The following is a 16,829-nucleotide window of genomic DNA, read 5'->3' as shown; positions in this document are numbered from 1 at the left end:
GGCAGCTTTTGTTGTATGGGTAGATATATATCCGTTGGTGCTCCACTAGCATCTTTATGCTCGGTTATTCATTTCCAAAATGTGCTGTTATTGTGTGTCCGAGTCGTCTTTTTTTCTCGGCGCATTTCATGCCGGTCGAATTGTTCGATAAATCCCTGTCCATGCATTCACATTAATAATAATTCACTACGTAAATTACCTTACTTCACCCTCACCGTCCCCACTGCCTGCGCTTGATTCCCCGCATGGTCCGTAACGGTATAGATTACCGTGTAGATCCGGCTTTGACCGCGTGCCGATTTTTCCGCACGCAGCCGGAAATGGGTATCATGGGTACCGAATTCGGCATCCTGAATATCCGGTCCCCGATCGCCTCGATTGTCTTTACTTTCGTTGTTACCCGTGTCCTTATCTTTCCCGTTCAAGATCTCCTGGATATCTCCGCTATGCCCCTTGCCCTCTGCACTTTCCGTGGTGATGGAGGTCAACACAATGGATGCAACGCCAGAGCCTTCATCGCTAGATTCGAGGTCAGCGTGAATATCGACCATTTTGTGGTTCGGCGCCTTCAGTACGGAAGGCGAGAGTGTAACCTTCAGCACCGGGGCGATTTTATCGATGTTCGATACGGTGGCCGTCATGGTGCCTTCGTTGCCGTCCTCATCCACATATTCGAAGGTAAATGAACCATTCTCCGTAAACCTGTAAGTAGGAGAGCCGCCGTTATTGGTAACGGTAAACGGACGATTCGAGACCAGGGCTGCTATAACGTCCTTATTCGTCGGGGCCATCGTGCTGTACTCCAGGCTCACGGTGAAATCGGTATACGTGACGCCAGGGGCTGCCGTAAAGTTCTCGCCGATATTGTCCAGTGTGTTACCGCTTAGTTTGATATTCTGGCCCGCCTTGAGCTGAATCCCGTTGCTGTTCCCGGTAATGGTATTGTTCAGAATCTGCACGTTCTCCGGGTCTCCGGCTCCAATGCCGCCCGCGTTGGTGTCCCCGTTGTCGTGTTCGAGGAGAATGCCCCAATAATGCTCGGCGGTGTTCTGGCGGATCGTGTTGCCCTTGATGATCGTGCCTGGTCCGTTCAAAATGTTGATGCCGGCGGCGTCCGGAATGTTGACGGTGTTCTCGATTCGGTTATTTTCAATGATGGTATCCGGTGAGCCCATCGATACAACGATGCCTTCCCGCGCATTGCGGATCGTGTTGTCGTGGATATAGTTTTGTGGACCGGATTTGCTGTGGTTGGTCGGGGCGGTTCCTCCGGTATTGCCGATGCCGATGCCGCCACCATACGGCATGTCGGTAATCAGGTTATCGTGGATCTCGTTAAAATACTCCAGCTCCCCATGCAGATCAATCGCATCCAGCCGGACTTGGTGGAATTCATTATGCCGGATCACGTTGTTATGGGCCACATATTGGATGAGTGCGCCGTGACGAAGATAAGGCCCCTCGAAGGAAGAGTCCTCGACCAGATTCCACCTTGTATCATTGGCAAAACCGTTACGGTCGACCTTCGGTACGCCCTGAATGGATACGCCGTACCCGGCACCGCCCGGCCCAAGGTCCGTGGCATTTCGGAACGTGGTATTGCGGACGACGATATCATGGCTGTTCTCGATGCGGACGCCCATGCGGCTGAATTTCTCGATCGTCACGCTGTCGATCGTGATGTTGTATGAAGGCGCCTCGCCATAATTGGCGGCAATGATCATCATGTCCGGACCGCCGACATCCGGGTTGTTGATTCTGTGATCGGTCGAATATTGGCCTTCCCATGCGGAGGTCAGCGTCAGATTGGAGATGGTCAGATCATGCTGCTTCGCGGATCTCATCATCGTACTGTTCCGAATCTTGTTCAACGAGGTCTTCAGGATCGCACCGTTCTGGCTCTCCCCCCGTAAATTGACCTCCGATTTCAGCATCAGATTGGTCAGTCCATCAGGTGTACTGTTTAAGTTGTATATGCCATTCGGGAAAAACACTTCGTCTCCCGGGAGTGCCTCATCCATTGCTCGTTGAATCGCCGGTCGATCGTCCGAGCCGTTGTCTGCAGGATCTGCTCCGTAATCGATAACGTTCAGCGTCCTTCCGGTAGCAGCAAAAGCCTGATGTACCGGATGGTCGCTGCCGTCTGCATTCTTCATGCCGGGAGCGGTAAAAGGAACGGTTCCTTCCGGAGGCTGCGGCACAAAATCCGGAATAATGGCCACAGGCGTATCCCCGTTAGCAAAAGGAGGGTAGATATGGACTTCCGTTAGACTCGTGTAGGCACTGCCGTCCGAATTTCCGCGCCCGATCAGCCTCACGTAACGTGCGCTCGTGTCCGGAACGTTAAATGGCTGCATTGCGGTGGTGGTACCGCTGCTCGAACCGTTGAACAGGGGGGTCCAGGTTACTCCGTCATCGGAGGTTTCGATATCGATCTCCGTCGCGCGAACGTCCCCTTTATAGAAGGCAATGCCCAGATAACCGATTTCTCGGGCCTCGCCGAGATCATACATGATCCACGGACCGTCGCCGGCGGCAGACCAGCGGGTGTACAAATTTTGATCCAAGGTATTATCCTCGATGTTGCCGTCGCTGCCGCTTGCCGTGACCGAGGTCACAGGCCAAGGCGCTAAGGGAGCGCTAAGCGTTGTAACCGACAGCGTCAGCGGAACCGGACTGACGTTTCCGGCGGCATCCACGGCCTCGACCTTATAGCTGTACTCCGTGTGCGGAGACAGTCCTTCTATTTCATAGCGGGTGATGTCGGAGCCCAGTTCCATGACTTTGACATCGTTTTGATAAACGTTATACTTCGCGACGATCTTGTTGTCCTCCGCCGCAGGCCATGCCAAATGCACATAATCTTCGCCAATGCTGCGAATGGACAGGCGGCTTCCGTCCGTCCAGGACGGTGGCGTCGTATCCTGACTGGAATCCACCAACTCGCTAACGACCAGCGCAGGTCTTGGATTACTGGAGCCGTTGGCTTCCTTGGTATAGATATTGACGCTGACACCGGTATGGGCTGCATCCGCAAGGAGAAACGATACGCTGCCATCTGCTAGATGACTGCGGACATAGTCCGTCACATCGACGCTGTACACCTCCGGCCGGCCGCTATTCTCGGCCTTCACCGTAAACGACCCCACATAAGCGGCCGAATCGAGGCTGTTCACGGGCGCATTGTTCCAGGTCAGATCGCTTTCGCTCCAGGCTGTATTCTGGATCCCGTAGAGGGAGAGCTCAAGCTCCGTATTGCTGGTGCCTTTTTTCGCGGCGACCTGGAATTCGTAGCGGTAATCAGGATCGCTCAGGGTGGAAGCATCGAATTTGAAATAGGCATATTTTTTGTTGGTTGTACCGGACGATACGCTAAAAAGGCCGATGCTTGTGCCGGTAGCTGAATTGATATTGGTGTCGGGTTTGGAGCTGTCGATCAGGGCATCGTCCGAGGGCACCAAACGGCCAACCTCAACGGGAATGCCCGTGGAAGGATCGGTTGGGTCGGTGGGGTCGGTCGGGTCCGTCGGATCAGGAGGCGTGTAGCCGTCTTTGTAGAGGATCGGCGTGGTGACCTCCAGATTCTTCACATGCTGCTCCATGAAGGCCCAAGCTTCCGCATCCGCGGTTGTTTTGGCTTCCCCGGTAAAGCCATGGCCCTGGCCGGGAACGATTGCGAAATCGACTACAGGAACACCGGCGGCCGTCAATTGATTGGCGAAGGTGACGCTGTCGGTATATGGGATGGTGGCGTCCGCGTCACCATGCCGGATCCAGAACGGCGGATCATCGGGAGTGGCGTACGTTCCGGGCATGGCAAGCCGTGCCTCAATCGGGACGGATAAGGCGTTATGCCCGCCGAGCAGCTTCGTGACCGAACTGTATCGGTCAGCAAAATCGGTCGTGAAATCGGCCGGTCCGTACCAGTCCACCACAGCCTGCACCTTGGTGGAGTATTCCGGCCAGCCTCCGGCGCCTTCGATATCGGGAAGATGCACCGTATCTCCGGTATCCAGGGTGACCGTATCCTCCTTGGTCAGGTCTCCCGTCGTTCCAAGCAGGGAAGCGAGATGCCCTCCCGCCGAAGTTCCCCAAACGCCGATACGACTCGGATCGATGTGGTATTGCTCGGCATGGGCGCGCAAATAACGGATGGCCAGCTTCACGTCTTGAATCTGGGCCGGGTAAGGCGCTTCGGGGGTTAGCCGGTAGCTTAAGGAAACGCCGATATACCCGCGTTTAAGGACATAGTTGCAGATGCTGCCGAGAGCGTTTTTGCGGTCGCCTTTATTCCAGCCCCCGCCATGAATGTAGATCATGACCGGCATAGGCTCGGCTGGCGGGGTGCTCGGAACGGCAATCGACGTATAGAGCTCGCGATCCCCTGCTTTGCCGATCAAAACGTCCTCATAGAGGGTTACGCCTTCCGGCGCAGGGTATGGACCGGTTTCGGTCGGCGGGGGTTCAGGCACAGGATCGACCGCAGGCGGAATGCCCGGTATGGCCTGACCGGACAGCGAGACGCTGTCGATGTACATGTTGGCGTTCATCGGATCACCTACCCGGAACTGGATTCGTACGTTCGGATTGCTGCTTGCTTCCGGCGGCAGCGTCCAGATTTTCAGCGTGTTGGATTCGCTGCGCGGTGCTTCGGGCGTTCCCGGGGTCAGCTTGAAATCCTCCAGCATGTTCCAGGTCGCGCCGCCGTCGCCCGACCACTCGGCCACAATGCTGCCGCTGACATAGGATGAGGCTCTTGTATAATAACTCAGCTTAATGTTGCCGTAACCCGTCGTATTGACGGGCAAATAGACGGAATCGGTCACGTCGATCTTCATAAGGTTCGGCGTAGAAGGAGCGCTGCCGGATACGGAGGTTTTGGCTTTGCTGCCTCCATCACCGGTCTGAACCCAAGGCAGCGGAATAACGACGCCGCCCGTGGTACCGTAGCGCTCTGAATCAAAGTTATCGGAGAAGAACAGAATATCCGGTCCTTCTGGTTCCGGTAGGGGCTCGGAATCCGAGGCAACAGATTCATCCGCAAGATCGAATTCTGAAACCGATTGTGCGGATACGGCACGAAGCTGCCCCGGGGATGCCATAACGCTTATGGTGATCAGCAGGCAGAGGATCAGGCATGAGATTCGGTTCAATGTCTTCTTCAACGTTCCATCCCTCGCTTTTAATTTGTAGTTAAAGCGTGTGTAAGAAAACCCGGAAGCAGGCGCGTGACTGCCCCGGGCATGGGATTGACAAGTGGATGTTAAGGATGCAGGTGCGTTAGAGAGAAGAAAGTAGCTTTCACATGGTCGGATTGATCCGGGGTGGTATCGGATTTGTTTTGGTTATAGACGCCTGCTTTGAAGTACAGATACTTATCGTTATAACCGCTAGGGAGGGTATGCGTCACGGTGCTGGCCGATCCGCCCTCTGGGGTTACTTTCACCGTCATGAGAAGCCCGGTCACTTTGATTTCATAGCTCCATTTCTGGCCGAGGGCGATGCCGTTTGCAGGATTAAGCTGGCTTGGTCCGCCGAGAATGTTCACCCAGGTGTTGTTGTTGTCCAGATCATCGGTTCCAAAATAAACGGCACCTTTGCTGTCCGAAGGACGCTTGTGGTAATAGAGCCGTATCGGTTCGGTGCTTGGGCCATGGATTTGCCCGACCACGACGCGGCCGATTTTATCGGCTTCGTTCCCGCTGACGGATACACGATCCACGCGTAAGGTAGCCTTCATCGTTCCATCCACGCCGCCGGCCTGAGATTTTATGGATGGGGAGGAGGTAGAGGTTACCCAGTTGTTGGCCCATGAGGAGGCGCTGTTCGTCGACGGATTCAGCATTTCCCGAAGCTCGGAGCGGGTGTAAGTGCTGTTCGTGGTGGTCTCACCGATATTAGGCGATGTGAACACCATGCCGCCGGTGACGGGATCGGTAAAGAACCAATCCGGATGCACATACCCGCTGGCGAGTGCTCCGGCCTGGACCTCGGACGCGTCAGGCAGGGTGATTTTCCACTTGCTTAGGTCAAAATTGCCCGAAGGAGGCTTGGCAGGGTCAAGGTCCCCGCCTCCTCCATCCGCAGTGCCTCCCCATAGCTCAACCTCCGTATAACTATTCCATTGGTTGGAGGTGTTGCCGTAGCCCACAATGCGTACATATCGGGCTTCCACGGCGGGGATGGTGAAGGATTGCAGCTGGTTGTTTTGAACGCTATGGACAGCGTTTCGTGCTTGAAGCCAGTTGGAGCCATCGGTTGAGGTTTGAATATCGAAGGTGAATGTACGCGTATCTCCGTTGTAAAACGCGATCTTGACCAGTGCAACCGGTTTGGCGGACCCTAGATCCAGCCTCAGCCAAGTGCCGTCGCCTTCGCCGGACCAGCGTGTGCTGAGACTGCCGTCCACCGCTTTCGATGCATCGCAAGCGCAGCGGGTGTCATAGCTGCTGGCCGATGCGGAAGCCGAGTACTTGCTCTCTCCAGCGGCAAATCCGTGTCCTTCAAACATTGGAGCTAACAGCATGGCTGCACTGATCAGGCAGAACGTTATTCTTTTCGAAAAAGCATGCCTTCGTTTCACAGCAATCCCTCCCGTATAATGGTGCAACCCTTATGGATATCATTTCCCTCCTTTCCGTGGTGCGCTTTAATACAGGAATGACAGCGCTTACCTAACAACGTAGCAAGAATGCGCGCACAGGTCTTGTGTTAATCCTATAAGCGCTTGGCGTTTTTGCATAATGGAGGAATTATTGAGGCCTCTGCTCCCTGAGGGTGCGAGATAGCGCAGTAGAGATGCAATCATCTTGTTAATGATTTGCCCCATCCATCACCCTGACGGGAATATCGTGCTTAGCGGATAGCCGACGTGACAATACGGGTATACAAAGAGTGAATGGCTTACCTTCGAATAACATTTTTCTTTCGGATCCCGTATGGCATATAATCATAAGAACGAACGATTCCGAATCGACCATAAATAGATAAAAACAGGAGTGGGATAAATGACACTGAAGGAGCTTAGAGAGCATCGCCAATATCCGGAGCAAACGAAGTCCGATGCTTCACGCGCGGTATACGAACGGGATTATTCGCGCCTGATTCATTCGCCGACGTTCCGCAGGCTGCAAGGAAAATCACAGGTATTCGGTGCCGGCACCGGCGATTACTACCGGACGCGCTTAACGCATTCGCTTGAGGTGGCGCAGATTGCGCGCGAAGCGGCACGGAGCCTGACCCGCAATTATCCCGAAGTGATGCCGGAGCAGGCGGACAACGCCGGGCTGATGATTGATCCCGAGGTGGTGGAGTGCGCGGCGATCGCCCATGATTTTGGGCATCCTCCGTTCGGCCATAAGGGCGAAGAAGTGCTGCAGGGCATTCTGCAGAAGCACATTGACCGGAGAACCGAGAAGGAGCTGACGCGTCAGCCGGGTACGCCGACACCGGAGCAGGCAGCCGAGGTGCAGCAGGCGATGCGGCGTAAATATGAGCATTTTGAAGGGAATGCGCACAATTTTCGGCTGATCATGTTTTTGGAGAAAAGAGAGAACGTCAACGGACTCAATCTGTCGGATGCGGTGCTGCTTGGCATCAATAAATATCCGTTCTCCGGGTTGGATAACCCCAAGGGGATGTACCGGCATGAATGGGAATACATCTCCCATATTCGGAAGGAGTGGCAAATTCCCGGCACGCACCGAACGCTCGAAGCGCAGCTGATGGATCTTTGCGATGACATCGCCTATTCCGCGCATGATCTGGAGGATGGCATCAAAGCCGGGAAGATCGAGGTGCACGAACACTTTTTGCGGGACAGTCACCTGAACAAACTGATCGTGGAGAAGATCATGACGCTGGAAGACGAGGTATGGAAGGGATGGACCAAGGAGCAGATTCATCCGAAGGTGGATACGGTGCTGGACGAGTTTCTGAAAATCTGGAACGAGAAAATGCCGACCTGCGAGAATGACTATTCCCGTACCCGGCGGGAGGTCAAAGCCTACTGGGTCAGCCTGTTTGTAGGCAGCTTGGGCGTAATTACGAACGGGGATTGGAAAAAGGTGACGTTTGTCAAAGACGGTGTGGAAGATGAGGATATGCTGCGTACGGTCAGCGTCCTGAAGAGTTTCGCTTGGGTGACCATGATTCGCGACCTGCGGGTTCAGCGCCTGCAAAAACGCAGCGAATGGATCATCAAGCGCTTGTGGGATGCTTTTCTGGATCCTGTCGCCTCCACGGCGATCATTCCGTCCGACTGGCTGCAGCGTTATGAGGCAGATCAGAAGCGGGATCAGCCGATCTGGACGTGGGAGCATATGGTGATTGATTATATCGCAGGGATGACGGACGCTTTTGCCGAGAAAATCTATAACGAGTTATATGGACTCAAGGTAGGTTCGATCTATGATTTGGATTAGTAAGAGCGAACAAGGGGGATGGCATGAGTAGCCAATTGAAACTAAGCGTGCTTGATCTGGTTCCGCGTTTTGGAGAGAGCTCGTTCGAAGAAGCCTTGCAGCAAGCCGTGACACTTGCCCAAAAAGTGGAAGCATGGGGCTACGGGCGCTACTGGGCTGCGGAGCACCATGATCTGGAGCATCTGTCCTGTGCATCGCCCGAGATTTTGCTGGCTCATATCGGCGCCAGGACAACGCGCATCCGGCTCGGCTCCGGGGCCGTGCTGCTGCCCCACTACAGCCCGCTGAAGGTGGCGGAGAATTTCCGTATGCTGGCATCGCTGTATCCCGGACGCATCGATCTCGGGATCGGGCGGGCACCGGGAGGTTCAGCCCATACGAGCATGGCGCTTAGCGGAAATTTCCTGGGTCATGTGGCGGATTTGCCGCAGCGGATTCGGGCTTTGACCGAGCTGCTAGAGGATCGGTATCGCTATGAAGACGTGCTGGTAGCAGCGAAACCGGTGCCCGTAACTCCGCCCGTGATGTGGATGCTCGGCACGAACACGAAGAGTGCGGGGTATGCGGCCGAATTCGGGACGGGCTATGTATTCGGACAGTTTATGAGCGATACGGACGGGGCGGAAGTTCTCCAAGCTTATAGGGAAGCTTTTGAGCCAAGCGCTCATTTGCAAGAACCGTGCGCGATGGTGGCGGTAAGCGTGGTTTGCGCGGAGACGGAGGAACAGGCAAAGAAGCTTGCAGCACAAATTTCCCGACCAGGGCAGCACGCGATGCCCACAAACCCGTCTGGTTCCGATTCGTCAGACCCATCCCGGCGGCTTATCATCGGCACGTCTGCAAGTGTACGAAACAGACTGCAGCATATGGCAGAACAGTATCGGTGTAACGAGTTCTTGATCGTCACGCCGGTGAGCGATTATAATGCGCGGCTGGAATCCTATCGGCTGTTAATGGAGCAGTAGTGACTGCTGCACATATATAATAGAAGAGAGACGAAATAAATGATGAATTCAAACGACGATGACATGACCTTTGGTCCGTCTTCCATGAGTGGCAAGTCCTCTTATCTGTATACTTATACCTGTCATGAAACGGAGCGGGAGCTGTGCTTGATGGAGCTGACGGAGCTGTTCGGTCATGAGCCTGACGGTGAGGATTGGCTGGTAAGCGAGTTATGGGTTGATCCGGATCGGAGCCCGTTCTTATCGGCCTGCATCGATGTCAGAATGACTGGGGAATCCATCGAACGAATGGCCGAGCAAGCAGGCCGGATTGACCTTAACCATGCGACCTTCAAAGTTGTCTGCCTCAAGGCGGGAGATCGGTTCGGTTATGAACAATCACGCGGGTATGAACGGATGGTAGGCTGCCAAATAACAGGAACTGCACAGATGAAAGCTCCGGATGTCACGCTCGGTATGGTGTCCACAGGCGGCATGTGGAGATTGGGAATACTTCTTGAACCTGAACGTGCATGGCTGAATCATAAACAGAAGCCGCAAAATTACTCCACAGGTCTCAGCTCGCGCATCGCGAGGGCACTGGTCAACCTGGCTGTTCCTCGGTTAGGCGGGGTCGCGCTCCTGGATCCCTGCTGCGGCATGGGAAATGTATTGATTGAGGCGTTGTCGATGGGAATCACGGCCGAGGGCCGTGACATCAATCCGCTTGCCATTCGGGGAGCGAGGGTGAATCTGAGGCACTACGGTTATGATGACAACAAAGTTGCCATTCAGGATATGAATACAATGCAAGGTCATTATGATGCGGCTATCCTGGACCTGCCGTATAATCTGTGTTCCGTTTTCCCGGAGGAAGAGAAATTGCAGATGCTCCAAAGCTTACGCCGGTTGTCAGATCGAGCTGTCATCGTCAGCATAGAGCCATTACGCGAGTTGCTGCTGAGTTCGGGCTGGAAGGTCCTGCGTCATTGCACGACCCGGAAGGGGAGTTTTGTGAGGGAGATTTGGCTGTGCGAATAATGGGGTATATGATCTATTCCCCAGGATCATAACGATATTTCTCTAAATCAATGATGCCTTTGGGATTGACGGCAACGCCTTCGTCCTGAAGGTACAGCTCCTGCATGAGTCTGGACTCATCATCCTTGATGGCGATTTCTCCTTTTGCGTTGACGACCCGATGCCACGGCAGCTTGTGAATGTGACTGAGGGTGTGAAGTATTCTGACGACTTGTCGTGCGCCCCTTGGGCTGCCGGCCAGTCTGGCCACTTGTCCATACGTCATGACATATCCTTCCGGAATGCTCCGGATCACTTCAATTACACGTTCCGTATACGGCTGCATCGATTCTCTCTCCCATTGCGTTTAAAAGTAGTAAAAAAAAGAAGGGCGTCCCGGAAGGCATGAAAACCTCGGGACGTTCCTTTTGTTGGATGGATCTTGTGGTCTTTGTTGCAAGATCGATCCCCGGCTCCTTAAAGAGCAGGATTAAAGCTGTACTTAAGAACTTGTTACCTGGTCTTAGTACGACTTGCTATAGTCTATCACATTTCGGGACAGCGGCTTACCGCTTACATAGCTCTGTAAATTTTCCAGGAAAATATCCACGGCACGCTCGCCGTAGCGATCCGTATCACCCGCCATATGAGGGGTCATGATGACGTTGTCCATGGTCCACAGCGGATGGTCTGACGGAAGCGGCTCTTCCTCGAACACATCAAGTCCCGCACCCGCCAATGACCCGGATTGAAGTGCCTGAATCATGTCTTCGGTTACTACGGTTTGACCCCGGCCAACGTTAACGAAGAAGGCGGAGTTCTTCATCGCCGAGAATCTTGCCTTATTGAACAACCCACGGGTATCATCGGTGAGCGGCAGGATGTTCACGATATAATCGCCTTCAGCCAGCGCTTCATCGAGCTGATCGACCTTATACATCGCTTCCACGTAAGGATCGGACTTCCCGGAATGGCGGACCCCGACGGTCCGCATACCGAACGCCTGGGCCACGCTCGCCGTATGACTGCCGATCTGGCCGACGCCAACGATGACGATGGTTTTGCCTGCCAATTCCGTGAACGTGCCGGACGTGTCCCATTGGTTGTTCGATTGCTGTCGAATGGCGAGATGAAGGTTGCGGTTGAAGGCCAGTATCATCGCAAAAATATGCTCCGTGATCGGAACGCTATGTACGCCGCTGGCATTGGTAAGCTGAATGCCCTTTTCTTCGAGCTCTTTGAGCGGCATTTTATCCACGCCGGCTGACCATGCCTGAATCCATTTTAGTTTACTGTCCGCAGACAATATATCTTCCTGGATGGAGCGTGACCAGCCGATCATGATTTCGGCATCCCGAACGATGCTTGGCGTAAGCTCTTTCGCTTTGGTAACCAACAGCTCATAGTCCTGGGCGATATCCTTGATTTTTTGCTGTTGTTCCGTGGTTAAGTCGTGTATGGCAACGATTTTCGGCATGGTGCTACCTCCTAAGGAATGTGATATAAACCAGAATAAAAGCGTAACGCTCTTTGGGAACATATTATCAGAAATCATAACGTTGCGCATGGACGAACTGTCCAGATTGGAAAAATTGTACATGAATTATTGTCCGTTTTATGGTAAATTGAAGCTTCATCATATTTTTAGGCGAATTTGATGTACCCCTCATACTATTTTCATGTCATATTGCTCAAACTATAAACGAACCACGAAAACATGGTGCCTTATTGCAGCCGGTGGCTGCTTAGGATAAAGAGATTGGAAGGAAGTGTCTTAGTTGAGCCATTCGGCTGAGGGAGCTATGGATCGTTTATTTGTTGCCGTACATCTGCCTTCGGAGGTATCTTCCCGGATTCAGGATTGGACGGAAACATTGGTGGAGCAAGTGACTTTCAAAAAATGGGTTCATCCGCAGGATTACCACATCACCTTACAGTTTCTGGGCGATACGCCGTCAAATCGGATAGCGGAGTTCACGGCGGCGCTGCAGGAAGTCGCCAAGGAGCATAAACCCTTCAGGCTTGGCCTTTATGATGCCGGCGTGTTCGGGGCAAGCGCCTCGCCAAGAATTTTATGGGCGGGAGTCGGCGGGGACTTGAATGCTCTGTCTCAGCTTCAGCAATCGGTGGTATCAAGGATGGAGTCTTTCGGATTTGTGCCGGAGGAGCGACCGTTTCGTCCGCATATTACGGTTGGCCGGAAATTTCAAGGAAATCAAAAATTTTCATTGGATGTTATCGGAACAGGACCCAACCCCATCCAGTGGGAAGTGCAGCAGCTCGTTCTTTTTCGAACAAATTTGCATGCAAGTCCGATGTACGAAACAGTAGGTGTGGCGCGGCTTTCAACATTTTTCTGAAATTGAGGATAGAATGTTCATAAAATTACCATGTTTTCAAAGCCTAAAAATGTGGTTACATAGTGTAGGAATGTGCCGACATCATAGGAGGAAAAATATGGTTATGAACGTGCTACGGCAAAATCGCTGGGTTGCGCTGCTCATTGGAGCGCTCTTTGTGAGTTTGTCTCTTATAAGTTTACTTGGAATGCAGACAAAGACAACGGAAGGGGAAGAACAGCAGCAGGATATGCCGAAGTTCGTGACGGCTGCACCGGCTACTGAGCCTGACCCGGATCGATTCGTAAAAGAGGCGAGTACCAAGCAGGATAGGGAACCTGTCAATATTTTGTCTTCAATTGTTTTCCAGGAGTGGAATAAGCCGGGGAGCAAGAGCCATGCTTTTTCAAGCGCAAAAGGCATCGGTTTGGCTGAAAACGGATATTGGAACTCGCAACAAGCATTGAAGACTGCAGATGAGAAAAAGAAACCATCGAAATCTCAGACTGCAGACGGGAAACCGGCAAAACAAAAGGGGACGCATGTCGTCAAATCTCAGACTGAAAGCTTATCACCCCCCACAACTTTATTCTTCACAAGAACAAATACGTTAACCCAGGATCAGAAAGACAAAGCGACCTGGACCTATGATTTGTCAGCTGAAGAACTGCTTCTGCTCCAGAAGATTGTTATGGCAGAAGCGGAAGGCGAACCGTACGAAGGCAAAGTAGCAGTTGCTAACGTTGTCTTAAACCGGCTGCGGTCAGCTAATTTTCCCGATACCATTACCGATGTCATCTATCAAAAGCACCAATTTAGTCCTGTAGCGAACGGGCGTCTTAAACGTGTCAATCCGAACAAAGAGACGATTAAATCCGTGAATGCGGCACTTCATGGCCAAAAAGAGGTAAAGGACGATACGTACTTTTTCCTGTCTTTGAAGCTGGCTCAGGATCTGACGGTACATCATTCAAGAACGTTCGTTAAAAAAATAGGAAATCACTCTTTTTACAAGTAGTGCCCGTATGGGTAAACTAGGATGTAGGAGGTGTGTTTAAGCATGAATATTACGTATTACGGCCATTCTAGCATTTTGGTGGAAGAAGGCGGAGTTCGTGTGATCATCGACCCGCTGCTATCAGGGAATCCAGGCTCCGGCATCGAGCCCAAAGACGTAAAGGTGGATGCGGTTGTGCTGACGCATGGGCACTCCGATCATTTTGGCGATTGCATCGAGATTGCGAAACAGAATGATTGCCCGATTATCGCGGTCTATGAACTCGCCGTGTATTGCGGCAGCCTGGGAGCCAAATCCCATGGAATGAACATCGGCGGAAGCGCGCAATTCGATGGCTTTAAGGTGAAGTTTACCCCGGCCTTTCATTCTTCATCCATTTCGGTAGGGGACACTTGGATCTATGCAGGGCAGCCTGGTGGCGTCATTCTGACGATGGGCGGCAAAACATTCTATCATGCAGGCGATACGAGTTTGTTTGGGGATATGCGCTTGATCGGAGAGATGAATCACATTGATGCAGCTGCGCTGCCGATTGGGGATTTATTGACGATGGGTCCACAGGACGCCCTGCTGGCCGCACAGTGGATTCGTGCGAAGCATGTCATCCCAGTACATTACGACACGTTCCCGGGCATTAAACAGGATGCAGGGGCCTTCTGCGACGAACTAGCCAAAACAGGCATTCAGGGTCATCCATTGAAGGCTGGAGAAACGCTGGAGATATAGATGGGTTTTTCATGAAAAAAGCTTCCCTGTCTTCGTGACAGGGAAGCTTTTTTTGGGGTAAAAGTGCAAAAGCGGGAAACATAGAACATGCTGCAGATATTAGGGCTGGTCCGCTAACAGTTTGACGGCATCTTCATGATAACCGGGCATGCGCCCTTCGGTCAGCAATCCCATCACCTGGCTGGCACAGTGGTCGGGCTCCAGATGCGGGATGCGCCGCCGGCCTGCTCCGTTACGTTTCTTTGTCACCTGATCATAATGATCGGACAGCAGGTTCAGCCATTTGTCGATGACGGAAGGAGAGTCCAAAATTTCCGCATAGCCTTCGCTGACAAAGAAATGGGAATTCACTTCTTCCTGTCCCGGGATAGGCTCATAGAACAGCATAGGAATTCCCTTGGCAGCTCCCTCCGTACATGTCATACCGCCTGGCTTCGTAATGAGCAAATCCGACACTTCCATGAGTTTATGTATATCGTCGCGATAACCGAGAACATGAATGTTGGGATGCTGAAAGATCGGGTCTTCGCGCATGCTGGCAACCAGCTTCTCGTTCTGTCCCATACAGAAGACCAGCTGGATATCATCGGCCCTGCTGGCCAGCTTGCTGAGCAGCTCCTTGTTGAACACGAGGCCCCATCCGCCCCCCATAATCAGCACGGTTGGCATGTTCTTTAATCGAAGCTCGGCTTGAAGCGCCTCTCGATTGCTTCTTTCCCAGAACTTGGGATGGACCGGAATGCCGGTCACATGAATGTATTCGGGCTGAATGTCCCGCAGCAGCAGCATTTGTTTCACATGATGCGTTGATACGAGATATTCATCCACTTCCGGATTGACCCAGGTGCCATGGGCATCATAGTCGGTAATCAGCGTATAGAGCGGAACCTCAAGCCCTTGACGCTTCAGGCGGGAGACCACGGCATTAGGAAAGGGGTGGGTACATATGATGAGATCCGGTTTCAGCTGCTCGATGACCCGCTGGGCCTGCGCATAGAATATGCGGTGCAGCGCGAGCCGCGTCAGACGGTTTAACGATTTCTTATATTGCGAACGGTACAGCATGCCGACAAGGCGAGGCCGGGTGCTGACGGTTTTTCGATAAGCGGATAAGATTAACGGCCCCACGGTTGGATTCAAAAAATTGCCAAGCTCAATGACACGGCAGTGGATGCCGGGATTCATCCGTTGTATACCTTCAGCCAGCGCATACGCTGCTTGCGTATGTCCTGTGCCGAAACCCTCGGAAAAGAGGAGCACTCTTGTATATCGCATGGTTTCACCTACTTCTTTCTCCCTCTATCTTACAAAACAGGAATCATTTTTTGAAGAGCGGCGCGAAAAAAAAGAGTATGCATCATAAGTATACGCGCAAAAGGGAAAAGCATTTCAATTATTTTACGTCTGGGAGTCAGAGTGTACCCTACATTAGACGTCATGATGAGATTTGAACCCTGCATTCAAAATATTAAAAAATTTAACGAAAAGATATTGCAATGAATCCGATAATCTGGTAAAGTGATTTTTGACCGAATGACCGAAAAAGTATTTTGGTCAGTTTTGAAATGAAGGCCATTTTAAAAAGATCAAGAAGGAGGGGTAAGCATGTCAGCTGTGGACCGTCGGAAGCAGGTGCTGGGTGCTGCCTCCAAGTCGTTTGCTTTGTTCGGATATAAAGCGACGACGATGGAACAGGTGGCAAAGATTGCGAATGTAGGGAAAGGTACGATCTACACGTTTTTCACGAATAAGGATGAACTGTTTGACGAGATTTTGCTGTCGGCCATTATGGAGATGAAGCGTATTGCCGAGCGGGAGATTCGGAAGGACAGAGATTTCTTCGACAATCTGTATCGGGTGCTGGATGCGCTGCTTGAATTCCGAAGCGAGCATGAGCTGTTCATTAAGCTATCGCAAGAGGTTCGGGATATTGGCACGCCGAAGGCGCATGAAGGGTTGACGAAGGTGGAGAATGGAATCGTCGGGTATCTGGAGGGAATTGTGGAGCAGGCCATATCGATCGGCGAGCTCAAGCCGCTGGATGCTCAAGTGGTATCCTTCGTGATGCTGAAGCTGTATGTTGCGCTCACGACCGACTTCAATCAGCTTCACAAGCCGCTGAGCAAGGAACAGATCAAGGAATATATGATGGTGTTCTTGGCTGACGGGTTGAAGGCCACTACGTAAGAAGGATGTAGGAACCTCCTTCGTGATGAGGAAGGCGGACTCTCTAGGCTTGAGGGATCGTCTTCCTTGGCAGGGATCGTTTTTTTTGGCCCAAACTGACCAATTGAGGATATCGGTCATTCTGTACTGGAATGTGATCTGCCATGAGGCAGATTCATGTCGGCTGGTTATT

The 16,829-nt window shown here is 52.4% G+C and carries 12 protein-coding genes; 7 read left to right on the top strand and 5 right to left on the bottom strand.

Going from position 1 to position 16,829, the window contains the following annotated elements; translation table 11 throughout:
• Positions 1–200 precede the first annotated feature (200 nt).
• Complete coding sequence (locus PAEVO_RS20245) at positions 201–5,165, bottom strand: CBM96 family carbohydrate-binding protein (RefSeq protein ID WP_100539152.1); 4,965 nt, start codon at positions 5,163–5,165, stop codon at positions 201–203.
• Positions 5,166–5,263: 98 nt separating this feature from the next.
• Entirely contained in the window at positions 5,264–6,583 is a 1,320-nt protein-coding gene (locus PAEVO_RS20240; RefSeq protein WP_100539151.1) for a polysaccharide lyase family 7 protein, read from the bottom strand.
• A gap of 424 nt (positions 6,584–7,007) precedes the next feature.
• Between PAEVO_RS20240 and PAEVO_RS20235 the strand changes: the two genes are divergently transcribed.
• The 3 genes from PAEVO_RS20235 to PAEVO_RS20225 are packed head-to-tail and all read left to right on the top strand — an operon-like array spanning position 7,008 to position 10,408.
• Positions 7,008–8,423, top strand: a complete 1,416-nt coding sequence (locus PAEVO_RS20235) for a deoxyguanosinetriphosphate triphosphohydrolase family protein (protein ID WP_100539150.1) — start codon at positions 7,008–7,010, stop codon at positions 8,421–8,423.
• Positions 8,424–8,446: 23 nt separating this feature from the next.
• Positions 8,447–9,388 carry an LLM class flavin-dependent oxidoreductase gene (locus tag PAEVO_RS20230; RefSeq protein ID WP_100539149.1) on the top strand — a complete coding sequence of 314 codons (942 nt, stop codon included), beginning with the start codon at positions 8,447–8,449 and terminating at the stop codon, positions 9,386–9,388.
• Between the two features lie 39 nt (positions 9,389–9,427).
• Positions 9,428–10,408 carry a TRM11 family SAM-dependent methyltransferase gene (locus PAEVO_RS20225; RefSeq protein ID WP_100539148.1) on the top strand — a complete coding sequence of 327 codons (981 nt, stop codon included), beginning with the start codon at positions 9,428–9,430 and terminating at the stop codon, positions 10,406–10,408.
• A 13-nt stretch (positions 10,409–10,421) separates the two neighbouring features.
• Here PAEVO_RS20225 and PAEVO_RS20220 read toward each other — a convergent pair whose 3' ends face one another.
• Entirely contained in the window at positions 10,422–10,733 is a 312-nt protein-coding gene (locus PAEVO_RS20220; RefSeq protein WP_071222479.1) for an MGMT family protein, read from the bottom strand.
• Between the two features lie 177 nt (positions 10,734–10,910).
• Complete coding sequence (locus tag PAEVO_RS20215) at positions 10,911–11,864, bottom strand: D-2-hydroxyacid dehydrogenase (protein WP_100539147.1); 954 nt, start codon at positions 11,862–11,864, stop codon at positions 10,911–10,913.
• A 325-nt stretch (positions 11,865–12,189) separates the two neighbouring features.
• Between PAEVO_RS20215 and thpR the strand changes: the two genes are divergently transcribed.
• The 3 genes from thpR to PAEVO_RS20200 all read left to right on the top strand — a co-directional run bounded on the left by thpR (position 12,190) and on the right by PAEVO_RS20200 (position 14,470).
• On the top strand, positions 12,190–12,747 hold the full coding sequence (gene thpR, locus PAEVO_RS20210; RefSeq protein ID WP_100539525.1) for an RNA 2',3'-cyclic phosphodiesterase: 558 nt from the start codon (positions 12,190–12,192) through the stop codon (positions 12,745–12,747).
• 97 nt (positions 12,748–12,844) lie between these two features.
• On the top strand, positions 12,845–13,744 hold the full coding sequence (locus PAEVO_RS20205; protein ID WP_100539146.1) for a cell wall hydrolase: 900 nt from the start codon (positions 12,845–12,847) through the stop codon (positions 13,742–13,744).
• A 42-nt stretch (positions 13,745–13,786) separates the two neighbouring features.
• Positions 13,787–14,470 (top strand): metal-dependent hydrolase, encoded by a 684-nt coding sequence (locus PAEVO_RS20200; protein ID WP_100539145.1) that lies wholly within the window; start codon positions 13,787–13,789, stop codon positions 14,468–14,470.
• Between the two features lie 99 nt (positions 14,471–14,569).
• Here PAEVO_RS20200 and PAEVO_RS20195 read toward each other — a convergent pair whose 3' ends face one another.
• Positions 14,570–15,745: an MGDG synthase family glycosyltransferase gene (locus PAEVO_RS20195; RefSeq protein WP_100539144.1), complete on the bottom strand. Its 1,176-nt coding sequence runs from the start codon at positions 15,743–15,745 to the stop codon at positions 14,570–14,572.
• A gap of 330 nt (positions 15,746–16,075) precedes the next feature.
• Here PAEVO_RS20195 and PAEVO_RS20190 point away from each other — a divergent pair, with 330 nt between their 5' ends.
• Positions 16,076–16,657: a TetR/AcrR family transcriptional regulator gene (locus PAEVO_RS20190; protein WP_100539143.1), complete on the top strand. Its 582-nt coding sequence runs from the start codon at positions 16,076–16,078 to the stop codon at positions 16,655–16,657.
• Positions 16,658–16,829 lie beyond the last annotated feature (172 nt).

Origin of the sequence: Paenibacillus sp. GM2FR, assembly GCF_002803325.1 — a bacterium.
Lineage (GTDB): Bacteria > Bacillota > Bacilli > Paenibacillales > Paenibacillaceae > Paenibacillus_AQ > Paenibacillus_AQ lautus.
This window is presented reverse-complemented; position numbering and strand designations above follow the sequence as displayed.